At 51.3% G+C, this 20,372-nt stretch carries 18 protein-coding genes; 8 read left to right on the top strand and 10 right to left on the bottom strand.

Translation table 11 applies throughout. From position 1 onward, the window contains the following. The first annotated feature begins 36 nt into the window (after positions 1-36). Positions 37-792 (top strand): hypothetical protein, encoded by a 756-nt coding sequence (locus OGV80_RS10445; protein ID WP_286514826.1) that lies wholly within the window; start codon positions 37-39, stop codon positions 790-792. A 45-nt stretch (positions 793-837) separates the two neighbouring features. On the opposite strand, the gene OGV80_RS10440 is transcribed toward OGV80_RS10445, so the two are convergent. Both OGV80_RS10440 and malX read right to left on the bottom strand, forming a co-directional pair. Beyond that, positions 838-2,010: a MalY/PatB family protein gene (locus tag OGV80_RS10440; protein WP_047411419.1), complete on the bottom strand. Its 1,173-nt coding sequence runs from the start codon at positions 2,008-2,010 to the stop codon at positions 838-840. Positions 2,011-2,020: 10 nt separating this feature from the next. Continuing rightward, on the bottom strand, positions 2,021-3,613 hold the full coding sequence (gene malX / locus OGV80_RS10435) for a maltose/glucose-specific PTS transporter subunit IIBC (protein ID WP_075146134.1): 1,593 nt from the start codon (positions 3,611-3,613) through the stop codon (positions 2,021-2,023). 169 nt (positions 3,614-3,782) lie between these two features. Between malX and OGV80_RS10430 the strand changes: the two genes are divergently transcribed. Further along, the gene (locus OGV80_RS10430; RefSeq protein ID WP_043016409.1) at positions 3,783-4,811 is read left to right on the top strand and encodes a Mal regulon transcriptional regulator MalI; all 1,029 of its coding nucleotides are present in this window, start codon (positions 3,783-3,785) and stop codon (positions 4,809-4,811) included. Positions 4,812-4,858: 47 nt separating this feature from the next. Here the strand turns inward: OGV80_RS10430 and OGV80_RS10425 are convergent, their stop codons facing one another. Then, a complete protein-coding gene (locus OGV80_RS10425; RefSeq protein ID WP_087053420.1) occupies positions 4,859-6,367 on the bottom strand; it encodes a YdgA family protein in 1,509 nt (502 codons plus the stop codon). 106 nt (positions 6,368-6,473) lie between these two features. Next, positions 6,474-7,649, bottom strand: coding sequence for a mannose-6-phosphate isomerase (gene manA / locus OGV80_RS10420; RefSeq protein ID WP_087053246.1), 1,176 nt, complete (start codon positions 7,647-7,649; stop codon positions 6,474-6,476). A gap of 262 nt (positions 7,650-7,911) precedes the next feature. On the opposite strand from manA, the gene fumB reads away from it, so the two are divergent. Together fumB and fumC are read left to right on the top strand one after the other, a co-directional pair. Beyond that, positions 7,912-9,558 (top strand): class I fumarate hydratase, encoded by a 1,647-nt coding sequence (gene fumB, locus OGV80_RS10415; RefSeq protein ID WP_043016407.1) that lies wholly within the window; start codon positions 7,912-7,914, stop codon positions 9,556-9,558. Between the two features lie 141 nt (positions 9,559-9,699). Beyond that, positions 9,700-11,103: a class II fumarate hydratase gene (gene fumC, locus OGV80_RS10410; protein WP_047411410.1), complete on the top strand. Its 1,404-nt coding sequence runs from the start codon at positions 9,700-9,702 to the stop codon at positions 11,101-11,103. Here the strand turns inward: fumC and tus are convergent. Together tus and rstB are read right to left on the bottom strand one after the other, a co-directional pair. Next, a complete protein-coding gene (gene tus / locus OGV80_RS10405) occupies positions 11,100-12,029 on the bottom strand; it encodes a DNA replication terminus site-binding protein (protein ID WP_286514822.1) in 930 nt (309 codons plus the stop codon). The genes fumC and tus overlap by 4 nt on opposite strands. Before the next feature lie 73 nt (positions 12,030-12,102). Continuing rightward, a complete protein-coding gene (gene rstB / locus OGV80_RS10400; protein ID WP_087050586.1) occupies positions 12,103-13,404 on the bottom strand; it encodes a two-component system sensor histidine kinase RstB in 1,302 nt (433 codons plus the stop codon). Between the two features lie 65 nt (positions 13,405-13,469). Here rstB and OGV80_RS10395 point away from each other — a divergent pair, with 65 nt between their 5' ends. Beyond that, a complete protein-coding gene (locus OGV80_RS10395; protein WP_286514819.1) occupies positions 13,470-13,811 on the top strand; it encodes a DUF1294 domain-containing protein in 342 nt (113 codons plus the stop codon). A 29-nt stretch (positions 13,812-13,840) separates the two neighbouring features. Here OGV80_RS10395 and OGV80_RS10390 read toward each other — a convergent pair whose 3' ends face one another. Continuing rightward, positions 13,841-14,632: an MBL fold metallo-hydrolase gene (locus tag OGV80_RS10390; RefSeq protein ID WP_087053248.1), complete on the bottom strand. Its 792-nt coding sequence runs from the start codon at positions 14,630-14,632 to the stop codon at positions 13,841-13,843. 191 nt (positions 14,633-14,823) lie between these two features. Between OGV80_RS10390 and OGV80_RS10385 the strand changes: the two genes are divergently transcribed. Together OGV80_RS10385 and OGV80_RS10380 are read left to right on the top strand one after the other, a co-directional pair. Next, positions 14,824-15,666: an aminoglycoside phosphotransferase family protein gene (locus OGV80_RS10385; protein ID WP_075146137.1), complete on the top strand. Its 843-nt coding sequence runs from the start codon at positions 14,824-14,826 to the stop codon at positions 15,664-15,666. Positions 15,667-15,786: 120 nt separating this feature from the next. Further along, entirely contained in the window at positions 15,787-16,815 is a 1,029-nt protein-coding gene (locus OGV80_RS10380; RefSeq protein ID WP_075146138.1) for a HoxN/HupN/NixA family nickel/cobalt transporter, read from the top strand. Between the two features lie 54 nt (positions 16,816-16,869). Here the strand turns inward: OGV80_RS10380 and OGV80_RS10375 are convergent, their stop codons facing one another. Beyond that, positions 16,870-18,210, bottom strand: a complete 1,341-nt coding sequence (locus OGV80_RS10375) for an L-cystine transporter (protein WP_047411391.1) — start codon at positions 18,208-18,210, stop codon at positions 16,870-16,872. Between the two features lie 246 nt (positions 18,211-18,456). Next, a complete protein-coding gene (gene rstA, locus OGV80_RS10370; protein WP_043016399.1) occupies positions 18,457-19,200 on the bottom strand; it encodes a two-component system response regulator RstA in 744 nt (247 codons plus the stop codon). A gap of 117 nt (positions 19,201-19,317) precedes the next feature. Here rstA and OGV80_RS10365 point away from each other — a divergent pair, with 117 nt between their 5' ends. After that, positions 19,318-19,653 (top strand): GlpM family protein, encoded by a 336-nt coding sequence (locus tag OGV80_RS10365; protein ID WP_043016398.1) that lies wholly within the window; start codon positions 19,318-19,320, stop codon positions 19,651-19,653. Here OGV80_RS10365 and folM read toward each other — a convergent pair. Beyond that, a complete protein-coding gene (gene folM, locus OGV80_RS10360; RefSeq protein WP_213733074.1) occupies positions 19,650-20,372 on the bottom strand; it encodes a dihydromonapterin reductase in 723 nt (240 codons plus the stop codon). The two genes, OGV80_RS10365 and folM, sit on opposite strands and share 4 nt — an antisense overlap.

The following is a 20,372-nucleotide window of genomic DNA, read 5'->3' as shown; positions in this document are numbered from 1 at the left end:
TAAAAACTTTAAAAAAAACAGTGCAGAGTTCGGGGTGTGAGGGAAGCAAGTGGTGCAAAATTGCTCGCCATGCTGCCAACGCACCAACAGAATGGGGTTCCGGCAGATCGTACCAGGATGCTTTTGCCTGGCGGTGGTAAGACAGGTGTAAAGTTAGCAATAACGCATTTTCTACAGCATGTGTTTAATGGCGGATTTTTTCTTTTTTTAAGATTATTTCCCTCGATTTTATTTAATCACTGCCTTTCAGTGTTAATTTATTCAGATATTAATTGGATAACATTGCTAATAGCGAAAAATGGACACTTTCCCATTTATGAATGCACAGCGAGGTATGTTATAAAAAACACAATAATGACTGAGGGTATTAATAAAGTGAAAAGTGTAAAGCTAATTATCAGTACAATGTTCTGTGGAAGTTTGCTTTTGGCAACTGTACCTGCGCATGCGGCGTATAAAGCGGATGAAACGCATGTGATCCAGTTTAAAAAAGGCACCAGCGGGGCAGATATCAAGGGTACAATTACGGGTGATAAAACAAAAGATTATACGTTTGTCGCCAAAAATGGGCAGACCCTGCAAGCAGTTCTGAAAAGCGCCTGGCCTCATCCTTTCATGAGTATTATTGCACCGGGCGATCAATTCATTTTTGATGGCATGATGAGCGGTGATACTTATAAAAATACGCTGCCTGCCAGCGGTAAGTATACTATCAGAATATATCAAAAAGGCGCGGCGAAAGATGAAGGGAAAACCAACGCATTCCAGCTGCATATGAAAATTACCAACTAATAATGAGTAAAAGATCGCCCAAGTGGCGATCTTTTACTTTGCTATTTAACGTATTGTGCGGATGGCGTTAATCAAACCCTGAACGCCTTTTTCAAGCTTGGAGCGCGGGCATCCGGCATTGAGGCGTACAAAACCGCGGCCTTCTTCTCCGTAAGTATATCCCGGCATGATGGCGACTTTCTGCTGGTGGATGAGCGCATCCTGCAGCGCGTGGTCATCAATATTGAGCGGGCGCAGGTCAATCCATGCCAGATAGGTGGATTGCGGAACCTGCCAGTTTAGCTCAGGGAATGCACTATTTAGCTCACGGGCAACAAAGTGCAGATTACTGGCAAGGTAATCGCGTAGCGCATCAAGCCAGCTAGCGCCTTGCTGGTAGGCTGCAATATGTGCAGTAAGCGCCAACACCGCAGGCGAGGAAAGGCCATCGCGGCCTTTTAACGCGCTGAGATAATCGTTACGGCTTTGCGCATCCTCAATGATTCCGTAAGCCCCGGTTAATGCCGGAATATTGAAACTCTTTGAACCGGAGGTGAACAGCGCCCAGCTGTCGCGCGCGACGTTGCTCCACGGGATGTGCGGCTGGTCTGCCCATACCATATCCATATGGATCTCATCAGAGATGACTTTTACACCGTGGCGCTGACACAGTTCCGCCATGGTTTCCAGTTCGTCGCGCGTCCATACCTTACCGGTTGGATTGTGCGGGCTGCAAAGCAGGAGAATTTTGCTTTCAGGTAGGGACAGGGCTTGCTCCAACGCAGCCATGTCGCAAAACCAACCGTCAGCGCGTTTTTCCAGTCCGACAGCGCGCACCTGGCGCTGATTACCTTCAATCGCTTTGTAAAACGCGTCGTAAGCTGGCGTATGAATGACCACCGCATCGCCTGCTGAGGACCACTGGCGGATCAGCTCCGACACCATATAGATGACCGAGGGGCCATAAACCAGCGATTGAGGATCAATTTGGGTATTATGACGCGAGAGAAACCAGTGGCTAATCGCCGCCAGAAATTCATCATTTTTCCAGCGGCTGTAACCCAACACGCCATGTGACAGGCGCTGAGTCAGCGCCTCCAGAATGCAAGGTGCGGTGGCAAAATCCATATCGGAAATGGTGAACGGCAGCAGGTCTGCTGAACCAAAACGGTCGGCAACGTAATCCCACTGGGTACACCAGGTACCGTGTCTGTCCACAACCTTTGAAAAATCAAACATAATGTTGTCCTTACGCCTGTACGGTATTCATCAGAACCGCGATCTCGTCTTTTACCGACTGGACCTGTGGGCCGATAACCACCTGGAGGTTATGCTGATTGAGTTGTACTACGCCAATGGCTCGATTGTCCTTCAGAGCCTGTACGTTAACAAGCGACATATCTTTTACTGACAAGCGCAGACGGGTGATGCAGTTATCCAGGCTGACTATGTTTTCCGCGCCGCCGAGCGCCGCCAGAATGGCGGGGACGTTGTAACCCGATTTACCCGGCGCTCCAGCCATGACTTTTTCGATATTGCTGGCAATTTCGACTTCACGACCCGGTGTTTTGAGATTAAAGCGCGTGATAGCGAAGCGGAAGATAACGTAATACACCGCGAACCAAATAGCCGCCACAACAGGAACCAGGTACCACTTGGTGGACAGTCCGTGCAGGATACCGAACACCACGAAGTCAATCAGGTTACCGTCCGTGTTACCGATTGTGACGCCAAGCACCGCCATCACGGTGAAGCCAAGACCGGTAAGCAGGGCGTGGATCACATACAGTACCGGGGCGACGAACAGGAATAAGAACTCGAGGGGTTCAGTGGTACCGCCAATGACACAGGCGATCAAACCAGAGATTAATAACCCTTTAATCTTATGACGATTCTCAGGACGTGCGCAGTGGTACATGGCTAATGCCGCGCCCGGTAAACCACCGAGGAACGCCGGCATTTTACCCTGGGACAGGAAGCGAGTGGCGCTTTCAGAGAACCCCTGGGTTGTTGGGCAGCTCAGTTGAGCCTGAAAAATAGTCAGTGCGCCGCTTACGCTGTGACCACAGACTTCCTGCGTGCCGCCAGCTTCGGTGAAGCGAATCAATGCCACCAGAATATGATGCAGGCCGAAAGGCAGCAGCAGGCGTTCGCCGGTACCAAACAGCATAGGACCAAATTCTCCCGCGCTATTGATGATGTGGCCGAGTCCGGTAATGCCCATGGCGAAAACCGGCCAAATCAGGGGAATGACCAGGCCGACCAGACCCATCACCACTGAAGAGATAATAGGCACAAAACGGGTACCGCCGAAGAAGGCCAGCGCGTCCGGCAGACGAATGTTGTGGAAGCGTTCATGCAGCATCCAAACGATGATCCCGGCAATAACCGCGCCGAGGATCCCCGTGTCGATCGACTGGATCCCCAAAATGTTTTGCACGTTGTTGGCTTTGAGGATCGCCGCATCTGTGGTGGGTAAGATACCTTTGGCAGTTAACCAGAAGTTGACGGCAAGGTTCATGACCGCATAACCGACAAAACCGGCAAACGCAGCAACACCTTTGTTCTCGCGGGCCAGGCCCAGAGGAATGGCAATACAGAACATGACCGGCAGGAAGCTAAACGCAAACGAGCCAACTTTGCTCATCCAGGTGAAGATGGCCTGAAGCACAGGGTTTCCCAACGCCGGGATCAGCGTCAGGACATCATGGCTGCTTAACGAGCTGCCGATCCCCAACATGATCCCGCAAAATGAGAGCAGTGCTACGGGCAACATAAAGGTTTTGCCCAACTGCTGGAAAAATTCCCATAACGTTATTTTTGGTGTGGTTCTCGTCGTCATCAAACGACTCCTTGTAAAAGCTGGCTGACTAATGATGGCGAGAAGATAAAACGTTTTACCTAATTTTAGTGCGGTATAAATCACATTATCGAACGATAATAGGGCGTATAAATATAAGTGATTGATAAAACGTTTTATCCGTCACGTTATCAGGGAGTTTTCTGTTTTTATGGCTATAGCCAAAAAAATAACCATCCATGATGTTGCGCTGGCTGCAGGGGTTTCGGTCAGTACCGTCTCATTAGTGCTCAGTGGAAAAGGGCGAATTTCATCAGCCACCGGCGAACGAGTTAATGCTGCTATTGAGCAACTGGGGTTTGTGCGTAACCGCCAGGCATCAGCGCTGCGTGGCGGGCAAAGCGGGGTAATTGGTCTGATTGTGCGCGATCTGTCTACGCCGTTTTACGCAGAGCTGACGGCGGGGCTGACGGAAGCGTTAGAAGCGCAGGGGCGCATGGTCTTTTTACTGCATGGTGGTAAAGATGGCGAACAGCTGGCGCAGCGTTTCGCGATGTTGCTCAATCAAGGGGTGGATGGCGTGGTCATTGCCGGAGCTGCCGGCAGCAGTGACGCGCTGCAACAACTGGCCGCTGACAAAGGGATCCCGGTAGTATTTGCATCACGCGCCAGCTACATGGATGAGGTTGACACCGTCAGACCCGATAACATGCAGGCTGCCCAGTTATTAGTTGAACATCTTATCCGCCACGGGCACCAGCGTATTGCCTGGCTGGGGGGGCAGAGTTCTTCATTGACCCGCGCAGAGCGCGTCGGCGGCTATTGCGCCACGTTGCTAAAATATGGTTTACCGTTTCATAGCGACTGGGTGCTGGAGTGTTCATCCAGCCAGAAGCAGGCCGCTGAAGAGGTGACAGCGCTGTTGCGTCGCAATCCGACAATCAGCGCGGTAGTGTGCTACAACGAAATAATCGCCATAGGCGCCTGGTTCGGCCTGATGAGAGCTGGACGTCAGAGTGGTGAAATTGGCGTAGATCGTTATTTCGAACAGCAAATATCGTTGGCCGGATTCGCCGATGTGGCAGAAAACGCGCTGGACGATATCCCTATTATTTGGGCCTGTACGCCCGCTCGTGAAATGGGATATACCCTTGCTGAACGCATGCTCCAACGCATTGGCCACGATGAAGGCCATTCACGCAATCTGACACTTTCCGCTCGGCTGGTGGCAGCGAAATAAAAAAAAGCCCGATAAGCAATGCTATCGGGCCAGTCATAAAACAGTGATTACTGTTGCGGGATGGCAGGAACGTCCGGCTGTGTAAGAGAAGGCATACCGAACATGCCAACAAACTCATCCAGCGGCATTTTTTGTCCGTTCAGCGTTACCTGGCCGTTTGCATATTGCAGGCTGGAGCCGATAACGTTGTCCTGCAGCGTCGTAATACGGAACATCTGACCCATCGCCGCCAGGCCATTAACCTGTTGCTTCGCCAGACCTGCTGCTTCTTCCTGCTGATATCCTTCCAGTTTGGCAATCTGCGTCATGAACTCAGTCGCCATATCGACAGGAATTGTCAGTTTAGCGTCCAGTGATTTGACGGAGCGATCCACTTCCTGCGCCAGCGTTTGCGGCTCCACGGAGTTTGCAGTCGGATCTTTTAGCAGCAGGGACAGATTAAATGCGGTTTCACCTTTTGCGTTCTTCCAGCTCAGCGGGGCAATAGTAATGACCGGCTCGCCTTTCATCAGAATTGGCAGTGCATTGAAGAAGGCTTCGGTGACTTTCTGCTGATAAAGCTCAGGATTTTGCACCACGTCAATCTGTGACATCAGCGCTTTGGTTTGGGCGCTATACTGCTGGCTGAACTGGTGCAGCGCTTCACCGTCTATCTGGCCCACTTTCAGCGTCAGTTTACCGCTTCCCATATCCTGGCCCTGAAGTTTAAGACTGTTCAGGGTGTAATCCAGCTGGCTGTTTACGGTTTTGCCATCGTTGATCAGATCGGATTTGCCATCGATACCCATACCTTCCAGTACCGCCAGCTCTTTACCCTCGACTGAAATCGACAGTTTTTCGAGTGACAATTTCTGGTCGCCGATGCGCTCACCAAAGCTGGCGATACTGCTGGAACCTTCAGTTTTCAGGTTATTAAAAGTAACCTGTACTTTCTGATCGTACTCATTGACCGCATTAACCAGGCCACTTTGCGCTTCGCCAGTCAGCGACACAGCATTGCCGTCTTTGTCAGCCGTAAACTGGAACTCGCCGCCGCTAAAGGCCACTTTTTCATCGCCTTTCTCATAGTTCAGTGGCTTGAGAGAGAGAGCGGAACGGGTATCGCCACTGTAGCTAATACGGGAGTTAATGATGAATGGCGTCTCACCTTTGGCAATATCAAACAACGGTTTGGTAACGTCGTTATTGACCAGCGTCGTTTTCACGGAGGCCATTGCCGGAACCAGATTCAGTGATTTCAACTGAGCCAGCGGGAAAGGACCGTGATCCACGGTTTCATTCAGGACGATGCTTTGTCCCGGTTTCAGCCAGGAATCAGCCTGTCCGGCGATAGGTTTTACCACCAACTGCAGTTGGCTATTGAACACGCCGCGCTGGTAGTTTTGATAACTCAGTTCAATGCCCGCCTCAGGGGAGTAGCGTTTTAACTGTTCGTTTGCCTGCGTCACCATCTCGGCGAGATGCGTTTCGAGTTTCTTTCCTGTGTACCAGGCTCCGCCCGTCCAGACGATACCCAGTGCAACCACCACACCCGCAGCTACCAGCGATTTTTTCATTTTGATATCCATAAAATAAAACCAGGCGTTTGAAGACGCCTGGAGGAGTGACATGTCTTTAACTCACTACAGCTTAGCAAGAGTTGTTAAAAATATCAGTATCTTGCTACAGCTTGTTATAAACCCGAGCTAAACGACCCTTGCCGCTGACGTTTATCGGCGATTCATTCGCGCTAATAAAGGCCGATTCACCCGGCAGCAGGACCAGACGCTGCTCGCCTTTACTCAGCACGGCTTCCCCCTCGATGCAGAACAAAATAGCCGCACTTTGCTGACTGATTTCTGTGCCATCGGCGGTCAGTTCATGCAGGGAGAAGGCGAAATCGTCGACCGGAATAGGGAAGTCCAGTTCGCCATCGGTCTTAACCGGTGTGGTCAGCAGCTGGTTTGCAGGTTTGGCGACAAACTTAACGTTGGCGACCAGCTCCGGGATATCAATGTATTTTGGTGTCAGTCCGGCGCGAAGCACGTTGTCCGAGTTAGCCATTACCTCAAGCGCCACACCTTGCAGGTAGGCATGTGGGGTTTCGGCAAACAGGAACATCGCCTCGCCTGGATTGAGCTTCACCACATTGAGCAGCAACGGGGAGAAGAGCCCGCTGTCGTTCGGGTAGAAGTCGGCTACCAGGCGAATGGTTTGCCAGGGTTCACCCTGCTGGCTGTTCAGCGCTGATTTCAGGATTGCCAGCGCATGGGATTTCTCCTCATCCTGCATATTCAGTAAGCTGGCGAAAAGATAGCTCAGACGTTCTGCGCTCGGTTCCTGCAGGAAATGCGCAATAGCCGGGTGCGCTGCACTAACCGGTTGTAACAGTGCAACAATGTCTGAGAACTCGCGAAATGCGTTCATCGCCAGAAATGGCGTTAAAGCAAAAACCAGTTCCGGCTTGTGGTTAGGATCTTTGTAGTTGCGCTCGGCGGCATCCATCGGGATCCCCGCCGCGTTTTCTTTGGCAAATCCGATTTCAGAATTGCGCTTGTTAGGATGAACCTGAATCGAAAGAGGTTGCGCGGCGCAGAGCACTTTAAACAGGAAAGGCAGTTCACCAAAGCGTTTGGCAACGGCATCGCCTAACAGTGCGGATTTATCGTGTTCGATGACATCGCGCAGAGCGACCTTCTGGCCGTCAGCGCCCAGAACCTGCGAGCTGCTTTTCGGATGCGCGCCCATCCACAACTCAGCCATCGGTTGCTGAGTGGGGTTGGCAATCCCATAAAGTTCCGTTAACGCAGTTTTACTTCCCCAGGCGTAGTTCTGCACTGAGTTGATGAGTTTTTGCATTCTCAAGCCCTGTTTCAATGTGGAATTTTCTGCGGCTATTAAACCAAGAAACCCCGAGGGAAGTAACCTGCACATGTAAAAAGTCGTACTTGTCTCAGTTTTTGTTAAAAAATTGTGTAGGATATGGTGACTCGCTTTTAATACCCTGAGCAATTCCGGTTGCAGAAAGCCCTTACTTCTACAATCCGACCTGCGGCAGGGAAGCAGGGCAATGGAACATCTGCCCAGAGAATAACCAGACCGAGCAGTAAGTGAGAGCACAATGTCAAACAAACCCTTTCATTATCAGCATCCTTTCCCCCTCAAAAAGGATGATACCGAATACTATCTGCTGACCAGCGATCATGTCTCCGTTGCCGAATTTGAAGGGCAGGAGATTGTTAAAATAGCACCGCAAGCCTTAACCCTGCTGGCTCGTCAGGCCTTTCATGATGCGTCGTTTATGCTGCGTCCTGCGCATCAACAGCAGGTGGCCGATATTCTGCGTGACCCCGAAGCCAGTGAAAACGACAAATATGTGGCCCTGCAATTCCTGCGCAATTCCGATATCGCGGCTAAAGGTATTTTGCCTACCTGTCAGGACACCGGAACCGCGATTATCGTAGGTAAAAAAGGTCAGCGCGTCTGGACCGGTGGCGGCGATGAAGCTGCGCTGGCGCGGGGGGTGTATAACACCTACATCGAAGACAACCTGCGCTATTCGCAAAACGCCGCGCTGGATATGTATAAAGAGGTAAACACCGGTACCAACCTGCCTGCACAGATAGATTTGTATACCGTCGACGGCGACGAATACAAATTCCTGTGTATTGCCAAAGGCGGTGGTTCGGCGAACAAAACCTATCTGTACCAGGAAACCAAAGCGCTGCTGACGCCAGGCAAATTAAAAGATTACCTGGTTGAGAAGATGCGAACGCTGGGAACTGCGGCTTGCCCGCCGTATCACATTGCGTTTGTTATTGGTGGTACGTCAGCGGAGGCCACGCTGAAAACGGTGAAACTGGCCTCGGCTAAATATTACGATGAGCTGCCGACCGAAGGTAACGAACACGGCCAGGCATTCCGCGATGTCGATCTGGAAAAAGAGCTGCTGATTGAGGCGCAGAATTTGGGACTGGGCGCGCAGTTTGGCGGGAAGTACTTCGCACATGACATCCGCGTGATCCGTCTGCCGCGTCACGGCGCGTCGTGTCCGGTTGGTATGGGTGTTTCTTGCTCAGCCGATAGAAATATCAAAGCTAAGATCAACCGCGAAGGTATCTGGATCGAAAAACTGGAGCATAATCCTGGCAAATATATACCAGAAGAGCTGCGCCAGGCGGGAGAGGGGGAAGCGGTGCACGTTGACCTCAATCGCCCGATGAAAGAGATCCTGGCCCAGTTGTCGCAGTACCCGGTATCTACGCGTCTGTCGCTTAACGGTACAATCATTGTTGGCCGTGATATTGCGCATGCGAAACTGAAAGAACGGCTGGATAACGGCGAAAGTTTGCCGCAGTATGTTAAGGATCATCCGATCTACTACGCCGGTCCGGCAAAAACGCCGGAAGGCTATGCCTCTGGTTCGCTTGGTCCAACCACTGCCGGGCGTATGGACTCGTATGTTGACCAGCTCCAGGGCGCTGGTGGGAGTATGATCATGCTGGCGAAAGGCAACCGTAGCCAGCAGGTGACCGACGCTTGCCATAAGCATGGCGGTTTCTACTTAGGCAGTATTGGCGGCCCCGCTGCGGTACTGGCCCAGGGCAGCATCAAGAGTCTGGAGTGTGTGGAATACCCTGAACTCGGGATGGAAGCTATCTGGAAAATTGAAGTGGAAGATTTCCCGGCGTTTATCCTGGTGGATGACAAAGGCAACGATTTCTTCAAGCAAATTCAGACGTCGCAGTGCGCACGCTGCGTTAAGTAACGTCAGCCGCCCTTCGGGGCGGTTTTTTTTACCGCACGAACCACCAAACGACAGATTAATCCTCGTTAATACTCATAAGACCAATGCAAATGGGCAATGTCGAAACATAACCTAATCAATTGTTAATGTAAGGAGCAGGTAATGGTAACGGTACGCCGCGAGAATGATTCAATGGGGGCAATTGATGTCCCTGCCGATAAGCTTTGGGGGGCGCAAACCCAACGTTCGCTGGAGCATTTTCGTATCTCTACGGAGAAAATGCCGGTCTCGCTGATCCATGCGCTGGCGCTGACGAAACGCGCCGCTGCAAAGGTTAACCAGGATCTCGGGCTGTTGGCGGAGGATAAAGCCAGGGCTATTATGCAGGCCGCAGATGAGGTGTTGGCGGATAAACATCGTGATGAGTTTCCGCTGGCCATCTGGCAAACCGGCTCTGGTACACAAAGCAATATGAACATGAACGAGGTGCTGGCAAACCGGGCCAGCGAATTACTGGGCGGCGTACGAGGGATGGAACGCAAGGTACACCCCAATGATGATGTTAATAAGAGCCAAAGCTCGAATGATGTCTTTCCAACCGCAATGCACGTTGCCGCACTGCTTGCGCTACGTAACGCTCTGATCCCGCAATTAAATGTGTTGACCAAAACGCTCAGTGATAAGTCCCACGCTTTCGCCGATATCGTCAAAATTGGTCGTACACATCTACAAGATGCAACCCCACTTACGCTTGGCCAGGAGATTTCCGGTTGGGTGGCAATGCTCGAACATAATCTCAGACACATTGAAAACAGTTTACCGCACGTGGCAGAACTGGCGCTGGGGGGAACTGCGGTAGGGACCGGACTGAACACACATCCTGAATATGCTCGTCGGGTCGCGGATGAACTGCGGGTTATCACCTGTGCGCCGTTCGTTACCGCACCGAATAAATTTGAAGCGCTGGCCACGTGCGATGCCCTGGTTCACGCTCACGGCGCGCTAAAAGGGCTGGCGGCGTCGCTGATGAAAATCGCCAACGATGTACGCTGGCTGGCATCCGGTCCACGCTGCGGTATCGGTGAGATTTCGATTCCGGAAAATGAACCGGGCAGCTCGATCATGCCGGGCAAGGTCAATCCCACCCAGTGTGAAGCGCTGACCATGCTTTGCTGTCAGGTAATGGGCAACGATGTCGCCATCAATATGGGCGGGGCGTCAGGTAACTTTGAGCTCAACGTTTACCGACCGATGGTCATCCACAACTTCCTGCAGTCGGTACGTCTGCTGGCTGACGGTATGGAAAGCTTTAACCAGCACTGCGCGACGGGGATCGAGCCCAATCGTGAGCGAATCGATCAACTGCTCAACGAGTCGCTGATGCTGGTGACGGCGCTCAACACCCATATCGGTTATGATAAAGCCGCTGAAATTGCCAAAAAGGCGCACAAAGAGGGTCTGACGCTAAAAGCCTCCGCTCTGGCGCTGGGATATCTGACCGAAGCGGAGTTTGACAGTTGGGTACGTCCGGAGCTGATGGTTGGCAGCATGCGGCCAGGCAGCTAATCAGCAACGTACAGGTGCAGTCGGGGAATTATCAATTTCAACGGCTGTGCCTGAGGTTTAAAACGATGCTGAACATTGTCGGCATCGTAATTCAGTAGCTCGCCGATATCCGGTACGGTCATACCGTTTTCGTTGTTAATTAGCGCGATCAATGGCGTCGGGCAGGCATATTGCACCTGCTTTTGCTCCCCTTTGTACCAGACGCGAGCGATGGGCTGCACTTTTACCGGTCGTTTGATTTTCAGACGAGCATGCTGCCCCAGGGCCGCGACATCCTGATATTCCCGCTCAAGCTTCGCCTGCCACTCTTCACGCGTCCAGGGGGGTACGATACGCGGTGACGTCAGGCTTTTTTCCAGTAGCTGCAGAACTTCATCGCGTTTCAGATTTTTAATAATGTGCTTATTGGCCCAGCCGAATCGCAGGGTAGCAGGCTCTCTGACAAGTGTAAGTGTGCGATAGGCATTCAGCGTAATCAGTCCCGGCAGGTGGCGATGCACCCATTCGAAACGTGCTGCCGGCGCCAGCCCGGATTCCACCGTGACAATACGCTCGAATGTCGTTTTTAGCTGGTTAATACGCTGTATTTGCTCTTCCAGAGCACGCTGGGCAGCGCTATCTACCTGATAACACAGCACTCCTGGCAGGCGGACGGCCGCTTTGCTGCTACGATTCTCGGATTGTTGCTGGATAAACAGGTGACGATAGTGGCCTAGCGCCAGCGTTTCAGCCTCTTTGCCTAAATGCTGCTTAACATCAATGCTTTGCAATGGGGCATGCTCTGCCTCCTTGACCACTTCCGGTAACGAAAAGACGCGCGCAATCAGCAGCGTCTGCTGCAACAGGTTTGCGTTCAGAAGCGCCAGCTCTTGTTCCATCTGGCGGAAGGTGCCGTTCAGGCGGTCGACGAGATCGTAACGGGCCATAAATTCACCATTTTAGTTACAACATACTTTTTTATAGCATAACATCTGCCACCTGACCACCGAGCAATGTGGGTCAGGCAGCTGAAAATTCAGGAATGTTATGCCATACGGGCCAACTGAACGTAAAACGGGCGCCGCCGAGTTCACCTTCATCACAGACGACCGTACCGCCCATTGCCAAAGCAATTGAGTGGACGATGGCTAACCCAAGTCCGCAACCACCGGTCGCCCGGTCGCGGCTGGGGTCAAGGCGAACAAACGGTTCAAAAATCTGTTCACGAGCATCGGGTGCAATACCGGGACCATCGTCTTCCACAACCAGCATCGCCTGACTGCCGTGCAATAACAGGCTCGCTTGCACCGTAGACTGGCAATAACGCAGGGCGTTATTCAGTAGATTATCCAGTACACGCTCCATCAGGCGCATATCCAGTGCACCGTAGTCGCCACTCTTGAGATGACGTAAACGTACTGCACGCTGGGGATTCACGCTTTGCACATCCTCCAGATGGGTTGTCAGCCAAACAGGGAGGTCCGGTACGCTGAGCTTTAGTTCATTTTGCGGACGGTCCAGCCGGGCGTAGGTCAGTAACTCTTCGATCAACGACTCCAGTTGGCCGATATCACGATTCAGTGCCTGAGATTCCTGCAGGGTGAGGTTATCACTCATTTCCAGCCGATAACGTAAGCGAACCAGTGGGGTACGAAGTTCATGGGCAATACCATCGATAAGCTGTTTCTTACTGGCGATAAGCGCGTTGATGTTGTCCGCCATCTGGTTAAACGCCACCCCCAGCCGCTCAAAGCTGGAACCGCTATCAAAATGGAGGCGTTCGCTCAGATGTCCCTCCCCAAAGCGTTGTGCAGCGGCTTCCAGTCGGAGCATTTCCTGCCAGTGTGGGCGCATCCAGATCAGTACCGGGAAGGCCAGCGAGATGGCAATGAACGCCATCAGCGCGACGTCCAGCAAGCGCATTTGATGGAGAAAATAGAGATAGGGGACCGGGCCGACGGCCAGTACATAATGGCTGCGGGGGATCCGTTGAATAAACGTGTACTGATCGTCAAGCGCAACGATATCGCCTTCGCGCAAACGCTGCATGGTAGGCGCGTCCAGCGTGTACTTATTCAGCGGTTCAACGCGCAGGTCAAAAGAGAGGTTTAAATCCATCTCCTTCAGCGTTTTCCCCCAGTCGCGTGGTGGGATCTCGCGCAGCTCACTGCGCATCAGGTACAACGAGCTTTTCATTAAATCGTCGAGCGACTGCCTGCCCGCGCGTTCTGCGGTGAATTTATATACCAGGCCGACCAACAGGGTCATCACCAGAAAGCAGACAAACAGCAGGAGATAAAACTGCACAAACAGCTTCTTCATATAAAATCACCGAATACACAATATAATGCCTACTGATACTCTCAAAATTGCTGTGATATAAAAATATGAATTTCAATCGCTGTTGTTATTTGCTACTCATTTTCGCGGCGACAGGCTGCATTTTCACCTCGTATCCCCTGATTATATGGTTTTTGATCGCCAACATACTGACGTTGGCGATGTACGGCGCGGACAAAATGGCGGCGCGCAGGGCCTGGCGGCGGGGGCCGGAATCCACCTTGCTGTTGTTTGGCGTTGTGGGTGGTTGGCCTGGCGCGATAGCGGGTCAACAAATCTTTCGCCATAAAACACAAAAACAGCCATTCAAAACCTACTTCATTATCAGTGTGATAGTGAATGTATCTGTCATTGGAGCAGTCTATCATTTCTATCCCATATCATCCTGATGAGCGCCAATGACAGACAAACGGTCTGCTTATTTGAGACAGGAAACATACTTTTCACCTGAACGCTGCACGATTTCATCGGCATTTTGCGTGATGTCTTTTCCTTCAAACGCGCCGTAAAGCTGTTTAAATCTCACCGTGCTCAGGCGGTGGGTAATGTCGCTGACCGTTGCGGCCGGCAACGGAAGCATATTGGGATAACTCCACATAAAGGAGACGGCATGCGCGCCAGGAGTAACCTGAACGATATCGCCGGAAAGCACCACGCCTTCATCTCGAGCCCAGTGCAATACGCAGCCGCCAGCAAAGTGTCCGCCCAGACGTATCACACTAACGTCTCGTGTCAGTTCCAGGGTATCGCCATCCCAAAATCTAATCCACGGGCTGTTGCGCATTACCCACTTGCGGTCATTGGCATGAAGGTAAATCGGAGCGTTAAATTCTTCAGCCCAGTCCTGCATGGTGGTGTAGTAATGTGGATGCGATATCGCGATGGCCTTAAGCCCGCCCAGGGATGTTAGTAGCATTTTTGTTGCATCGTCGAGCGTGGCAATGCAGTCCCATAAAATATTGCCTTCCGGGGTACGCAGAATAAACGCCCGTTGATCAATTGCAAAATCGGGAACGGTGCGGATACTGAAGAGAGCGCTATCATGTTGCCGCCACTTATTTGTGTGCGAAGCACAAAGGGCGGCAAAATCGACCCATTCCTGCCCGGTTGCGGGGACATACTGACGTTCATCTTGGCAGATATCGCAATGTTCGGGATAGGCGTCAGCAACGTCATAGGATGTTCCACAGGTTTTGCATATCGTGATCATCGGGCCTTCCTCATTGAAAAAAACACAGTCAGCATGGCACACCAATACGCAAGGGTGTGCTCGTTAGTGCTCTACCAGGTAAACCAATGATGTTGACAGTGGGGGGTGTGGCTCAACCAAAAGAAAACAGGAATAATGCTGAACCGGCATTTTTCGGTGGTTATCATCCGGCGAAAAAAAGAGGATATTGTTTGGAAAAGAGTCTGTTCAACACCTGGCTCAACCGTTGGGGACTGACTCCTGATGGCGAACCCTTTGAGACGCACACATCACAGCTTTTGCCCGTGGTGGCTATCAAAGAGGGTCAGAAAGCCATACTTAAACTCACCGACGATGACAGTGAACGGAGCGGCTGCGAACTCATGGTCTGGTGGAACGGGAATGGCGCAGCGAAAGTGCTTGCTCATGCAACAGGGGCGATCCTGTTGGAACGTGCGACAGGGACGGGGTCTTTAGCGGACATGTCCTGGACTGGTAACGATGCGCAGGCGTGTCGCATTATTTGCCATGCATCCAGTCGACTTCATCTTCCCCGGAATGCGTCAACGCCTGAGTTAACACCGCTGCATCATTGGTTTCGCGATCTCGCTCCTGCAGCGAAAAAGTATGGCGGTATCCTGACGCGTTGCACAGAGGTGGCAGACGTGCTGCTCTCATCTCCCCTGAATGAAGTTGTATTACATGGCGACCTACACCACGGCAATATTCTGGATTTCGGAGCGAAAGGATGGCTGGCTATCGATCCTAAAGGGCTGGTGGGCGAACGTGGCTTTGATTATGCCAATATTTTTACCAACCCTGATCTTGCCGACCCCTCCAGACCTGTCGCCATTGAGCCAGAAAGATTCACCCAACGGGTCAACATCGTGTCTGAAACCGCCCGCATTGAACGGCAACGTTTGCTGATGTGGATTATTGCCTGGTGTGGGTTGTCGTCTGCCTGGTTCTTGCAAGAAGGGGACTGCGCCTCTGTACCCCAGCGCATCGCGGAGTTAGCGATGGCGGAGCTCGCTTCAGGTGGTAATCAACTTTGATCTACGACACTGGGCTGGTAATTCTTAAGAGTTATCATTAGCCGGGTAAACGTTTTATTAATCAATCAGTGAATGGCGGTGTGGAGTGTTGTTTAGCGCAAATTTGACAGGGTGGAAACAATGAAGGCATTGTTTTCATTATTAAAAAAACGCCCGAACATTCTTTTGTTGATGGTCTTACTCATCGGGGCAAACATCGTAGCGTGGCTGTGGGCTTTCAGCGCGTTTAGCAACAACACGTCGTTACTGGCGCTGAGTCTGATCGCGTGGTGCTATGGTTTGCGCCATGCCGTTGATGCCGATCATATCGCCGCGATAGATAGCGCTACGCGCAAACTCATGCAGCAGAAAAAACGCGCCCTGACGACGGGAGCCTGGTTTTCCCTCGGCCACTCCACCATCGTGGTGCTGGCCAGCATTGGCATTGCGTTGACCACCAGCGCGTTTAAGCAACACATGGCATGGTTTCAGAATATCGGCGGCCTGATTGGGACCACGGTTTCTGCCGTGTTTTTGCTGATTCTGGCTACTCTTAATCTCATTATTTTCTGCCATGTCTGGAAGGCCTTTCGCCATCTAAAGCGCACCGGAACTTACGATGGCACCACGGAAGACATTACGGTTTCAGGTCCACTGAGCTGGCTTTTCCGCTCGGCGTTTCGGTTGGTAGGCAAAGACTGGCATATGTATTTTGTCGGTTTTCTGTTTGGTCTGGGTTTTGATACCGCCACTGAAATTTCTCTGTTGGGAATTTCCGCTTCAAGCGCGTCCAGTGGTATGTCGTTATGGTCCATTCTCGTGTTCCCTGCGTTGTTTACCTGCGGTATGGCGTTAATTGATTGTCTCGACAGTATTCTGATGGTTGAGGCCTACGGATGGGCATTCAATAAGCCGCAACGTAAGCTCTATTACAATATGACCATTACCGGGACTTCGGTGATTGTCGCGCTATTTATTGGTGGACTGGAGGCGTTGGGGCTTCTCTCTGACGCGTTTTCGCTCCAGGGTGGTTTGTGGGATACCGTCAGCGATTTAAGTGACCATATGGGGAATGTCGGATTTGCGATTATTGGCGTCTTTATCGGCTGCTGGATTATCTCCGCAGTAAACTATCGTTGGAGAAAATACGACGGACTGACGTTTAGTTGACGCAAAATAAAGCCTTCCGTGAACAGGAAGGCTTGTTTCTTACTAGAGGACAGGCTAATTCGCATTCACGCGTTGTGGTTCTTCAGCACTCTTTTTCAGGATCCTGTTAGCCAACACGCCCGACATCATCGAACCGTTCACGTTTAATGCCGTTCTGGCCATATCAACGACAGGCTCGATGGCAATGAAAATTCCGACCAGTGCAACCGGGAAGTTCAGCGTTGAAAGGACGATCAGCGCAGCAAATGTTCCGCCGCCGCCTACGCCCGCAACCCCGATAGAGCCGAGCGCAATTGCAGGCAGCATGGCGAGCAAAAAATGCACCGATAATGGATCAATTCCAATTGTTGGCGCAATCATCGCTACCATAATGGCCGGATAGATCCCGGCGCAGCCGTTTTGACCCATGCTGGAGCCAAATGAGGCCGCGATATTGGCAATGGTGTTTTGCACGCCAAACTTTTCCTGTGCGGAAATAGCCAGTGGAATAGATGCCGCACTACTGCGGGAAACAAATGCAAAGGTTAATACTGGCCAGACAGTTTTAAAATAGTGAACGGGATTATTGCCACTCAGCACCAGGATTAGCGCGTGGACGATAAACATCATCAGAATCGCAATGTAACAAGCGCCAATAAAGCCTAACAGACTGGCAAATTGTTCGAAGCGATACGCAGAAAATACGCCTGCCATTAATGCCATCACGCCATAAGGGGTGAGGGCAATAACGATGCGCACCATCTTCATCACCCAGAACTGGATGGCATTAATGCCTGCGCTTAACTTTTCACCTTCTTGCGGAGCATCTTGTTTGACTTTTAATAATGCCACGCCGGCAAGTAGGGTGAAGATAACAATGCCAATGACGGAAACGCTTCTGGCTCCAGTGAGATCGAGGAAGATATTCGTAGGGATTAGAGATGTAACCAGTTTAGGCAGTGAAATGGCAGCCGTTTTGCTCACATCGTCAGCCGTCAGCGTGGACTGCATATGAACAAATGCGCTGGCGTCCAGACCTAATACATGTGCAGTCAGCAACCCAACAAACCCGGCAATCATCACCAGACAGAGCATGCACCCGACGATGGTTAACGACATTTTCCCAATGCCAGCGCTATTTTCGAGTTTGTTAATAGCTGAGAGTATAGAAATGAAAATCAGCGGAACCGCGACCAGCTTCAGTAAATTTACATAGCCGTTGCCGATAATATTATACCAATCGATAACCGTTTTACTGTCGTCAGCAGCAATAAGATGCAGGGATAAGCCGATAACAGCACCCAAAAATATAGCGATGAAGACACTTTTTGACAGGGAGTGACTTTTTTGGTTGATTCTGAAAATTGCCCATGAACAAACCAAAAAGAATGCGATATACGCAAGCGTAACGAACATATTGTAGCCTCTTGCCTCATTCAGCACCTGAAATGCCGGAAAGAGTTTTGTTATTGCGAAATAAACCTATGAACCATAAGGGTTCAGGACCGCCACGGATTATAGGGAGGGGGGAGACCAACAGCCACACAAAAAATGTGGAACGTATCCGGATGGCGTTTGTATGCCTGTTCTGTAGACAATTTTACGTGACGGTGTAACGTATTGTGAGTAATCCAGCCGATCAATGAGATCGGCCCAGTGGCATTACTTCTGCGGCTCGTCGTCCCAGGCGTGGGGTGCAAAGAGATAACCTTTGTTGCGCACTGTTTTAATTCGATAAGGTTCAGTCGCGTTATCGAGCAGCTTTTTGCGTAACCGGGAAATCGCGACATCGACGCTGCGGTCCATGCCGTCATAACTTACGCCACGCAGGTTCTTCAGCAACGCATCGCGGTCCATAATCTGCCCTGCATGGGTTGCCAGCTCCCACAGTAATTCAAAATCAGCGGTGGAAAGAGAGACTTGCTCGCCGCCGAGTAGAACGGAGCGGTTGGTGGGGTCGATAGTGAGTGTGCCAAAGCGCAGCGTTGTGTGTGGAGTGATCGTTGCCGCCTGAATGCCTTTAGACTGGGTTGAATGTTCACTCTGGCGCAGATGCAGGCGCAGACGAGCCAGCAGCACTGCGGGTGGCGTTGTCTTCAGGATATAGTCACAGGCACCCATTTCCAGCGCCAGAATATGGTTCATGTCGCTGTCCAGCGAGGTGAGCAGGACAATCGGGCCCTGCCAGCGTCCACGTAAATCGCGGCAGATAGTCATCCCGTCTTTGCCCGGCAGCATGATATCCAATAACACCAGGTCGGGTTGAACTTGCAGGATTTTCTCCTCGGCCAGATCACCACGAGGTTCAAGGATAACCTCAATATCATGCCGGGCAAGGTAGGCCGCAATCAGTGAGCCAACTTCGGGATCATCTTCAACAAATACGATGGTGTTCATATCATTCATTTTGAATATAAAACGCCAACATACACCGCCCTGGTTTTTCCTTCCATTAATCTTTTCTAAACAAGAACGCTTCCGTTATGCTAGAGGCTGATGTTATTGATGTGTTAAGGCAGGGTGATGGGACTCGTTATAAAAGCGGCGCTCGGTGCGCTGGTGGTGGTGTTGATTGGTTTGCTGGCGAAAACAAAGAACTACTATATTGCCGGATTAATTCCGTTGTTCCCGACCTTTGCGTTGATTGCCCATTATATCGTGGCCAGTGAACGTGGGATCGAGGCGTTACGTACAACCATTGTCTTCAGCATGTGGTCGATTATTCCTTATTTTGTCTACCTCGTTTCGCTGTGGTATTTCACCGGATTTATGCGCTTACCCGTTGCGCTCGGCAGTTCAGTAGTATGCTGGGGCCTGAGCGCGTGGTTGCTGATTTTTTGTTGGATTAAACTGCACTAACGTAGATGACGCCCACCATCCAGGGCAAAACTACGTCCGGTGACAAAACAGCTAGTTAACAGATAGTCAATTAGATCAATGACCTCTTTTTCACCCGGTGCTGTTTTCATCAGTGATTTGTTCAATGCCTGCTGACGATATTCTGCATCGTCACCCTCGTTAAACAGGATTAACGAGGGGGCAATCGCGTTGACTTTCACTTCCGGCGCCAGTTTGCGGGCGAACGAGCGGGTCATATTGTCCAGCGCCGCTTTGCTGGCAGCATAAGCAATGTGCTTATCGCTGCCTCGCTCCACCACGTAATCTGTAAAATGGATAATATCGCTGGCAGCGTGTCCGTGACCGCGCAACAATCCTTCCAGTGCGTGGTTGAGCAGGTAGGGGGTATTGACGTGAATTTGCATCATGGCTGACAGCACTTCGGTCAGCGGAGTACCGGGCTTTTCTGCAAGCCAGGCACTGGCATTATGCACAATGCCGCGCAGGCCATCTGTATGTGTTTTAACTTCATCAGCAAAAGCCAGCACGCCTTCATCGCTGGAAAAATCAGCCTGGATACACAGCGCACCGGCATCTCGCAGGCCGTCAATGGCCGGATAATGCGTGCGGTAGCTGACGATAACCGGCTGTTTTTGATTTATAAAATGCCATGCGACGGCGAGGCCGATACGTCGACCTCCTCCGGTGATAAGAATTGGCAAAGGTTTTTTTTTACCCAT

Origin of the sequence: Citrobacter sp. Ce119 (assembly GCF_030334525.1) — a bacterium.
GTDB lineage: Bacteria > Pseudomonadota > Gammaproteobacteria > Enterobacterales > Enterobacteriaceae > Citrobacter > Citrobacter europaeus.
Note: the sequence above shows the minus strand (reverse complement) of the source record. Positions and strands in the feature narration are given on the sequence as shown.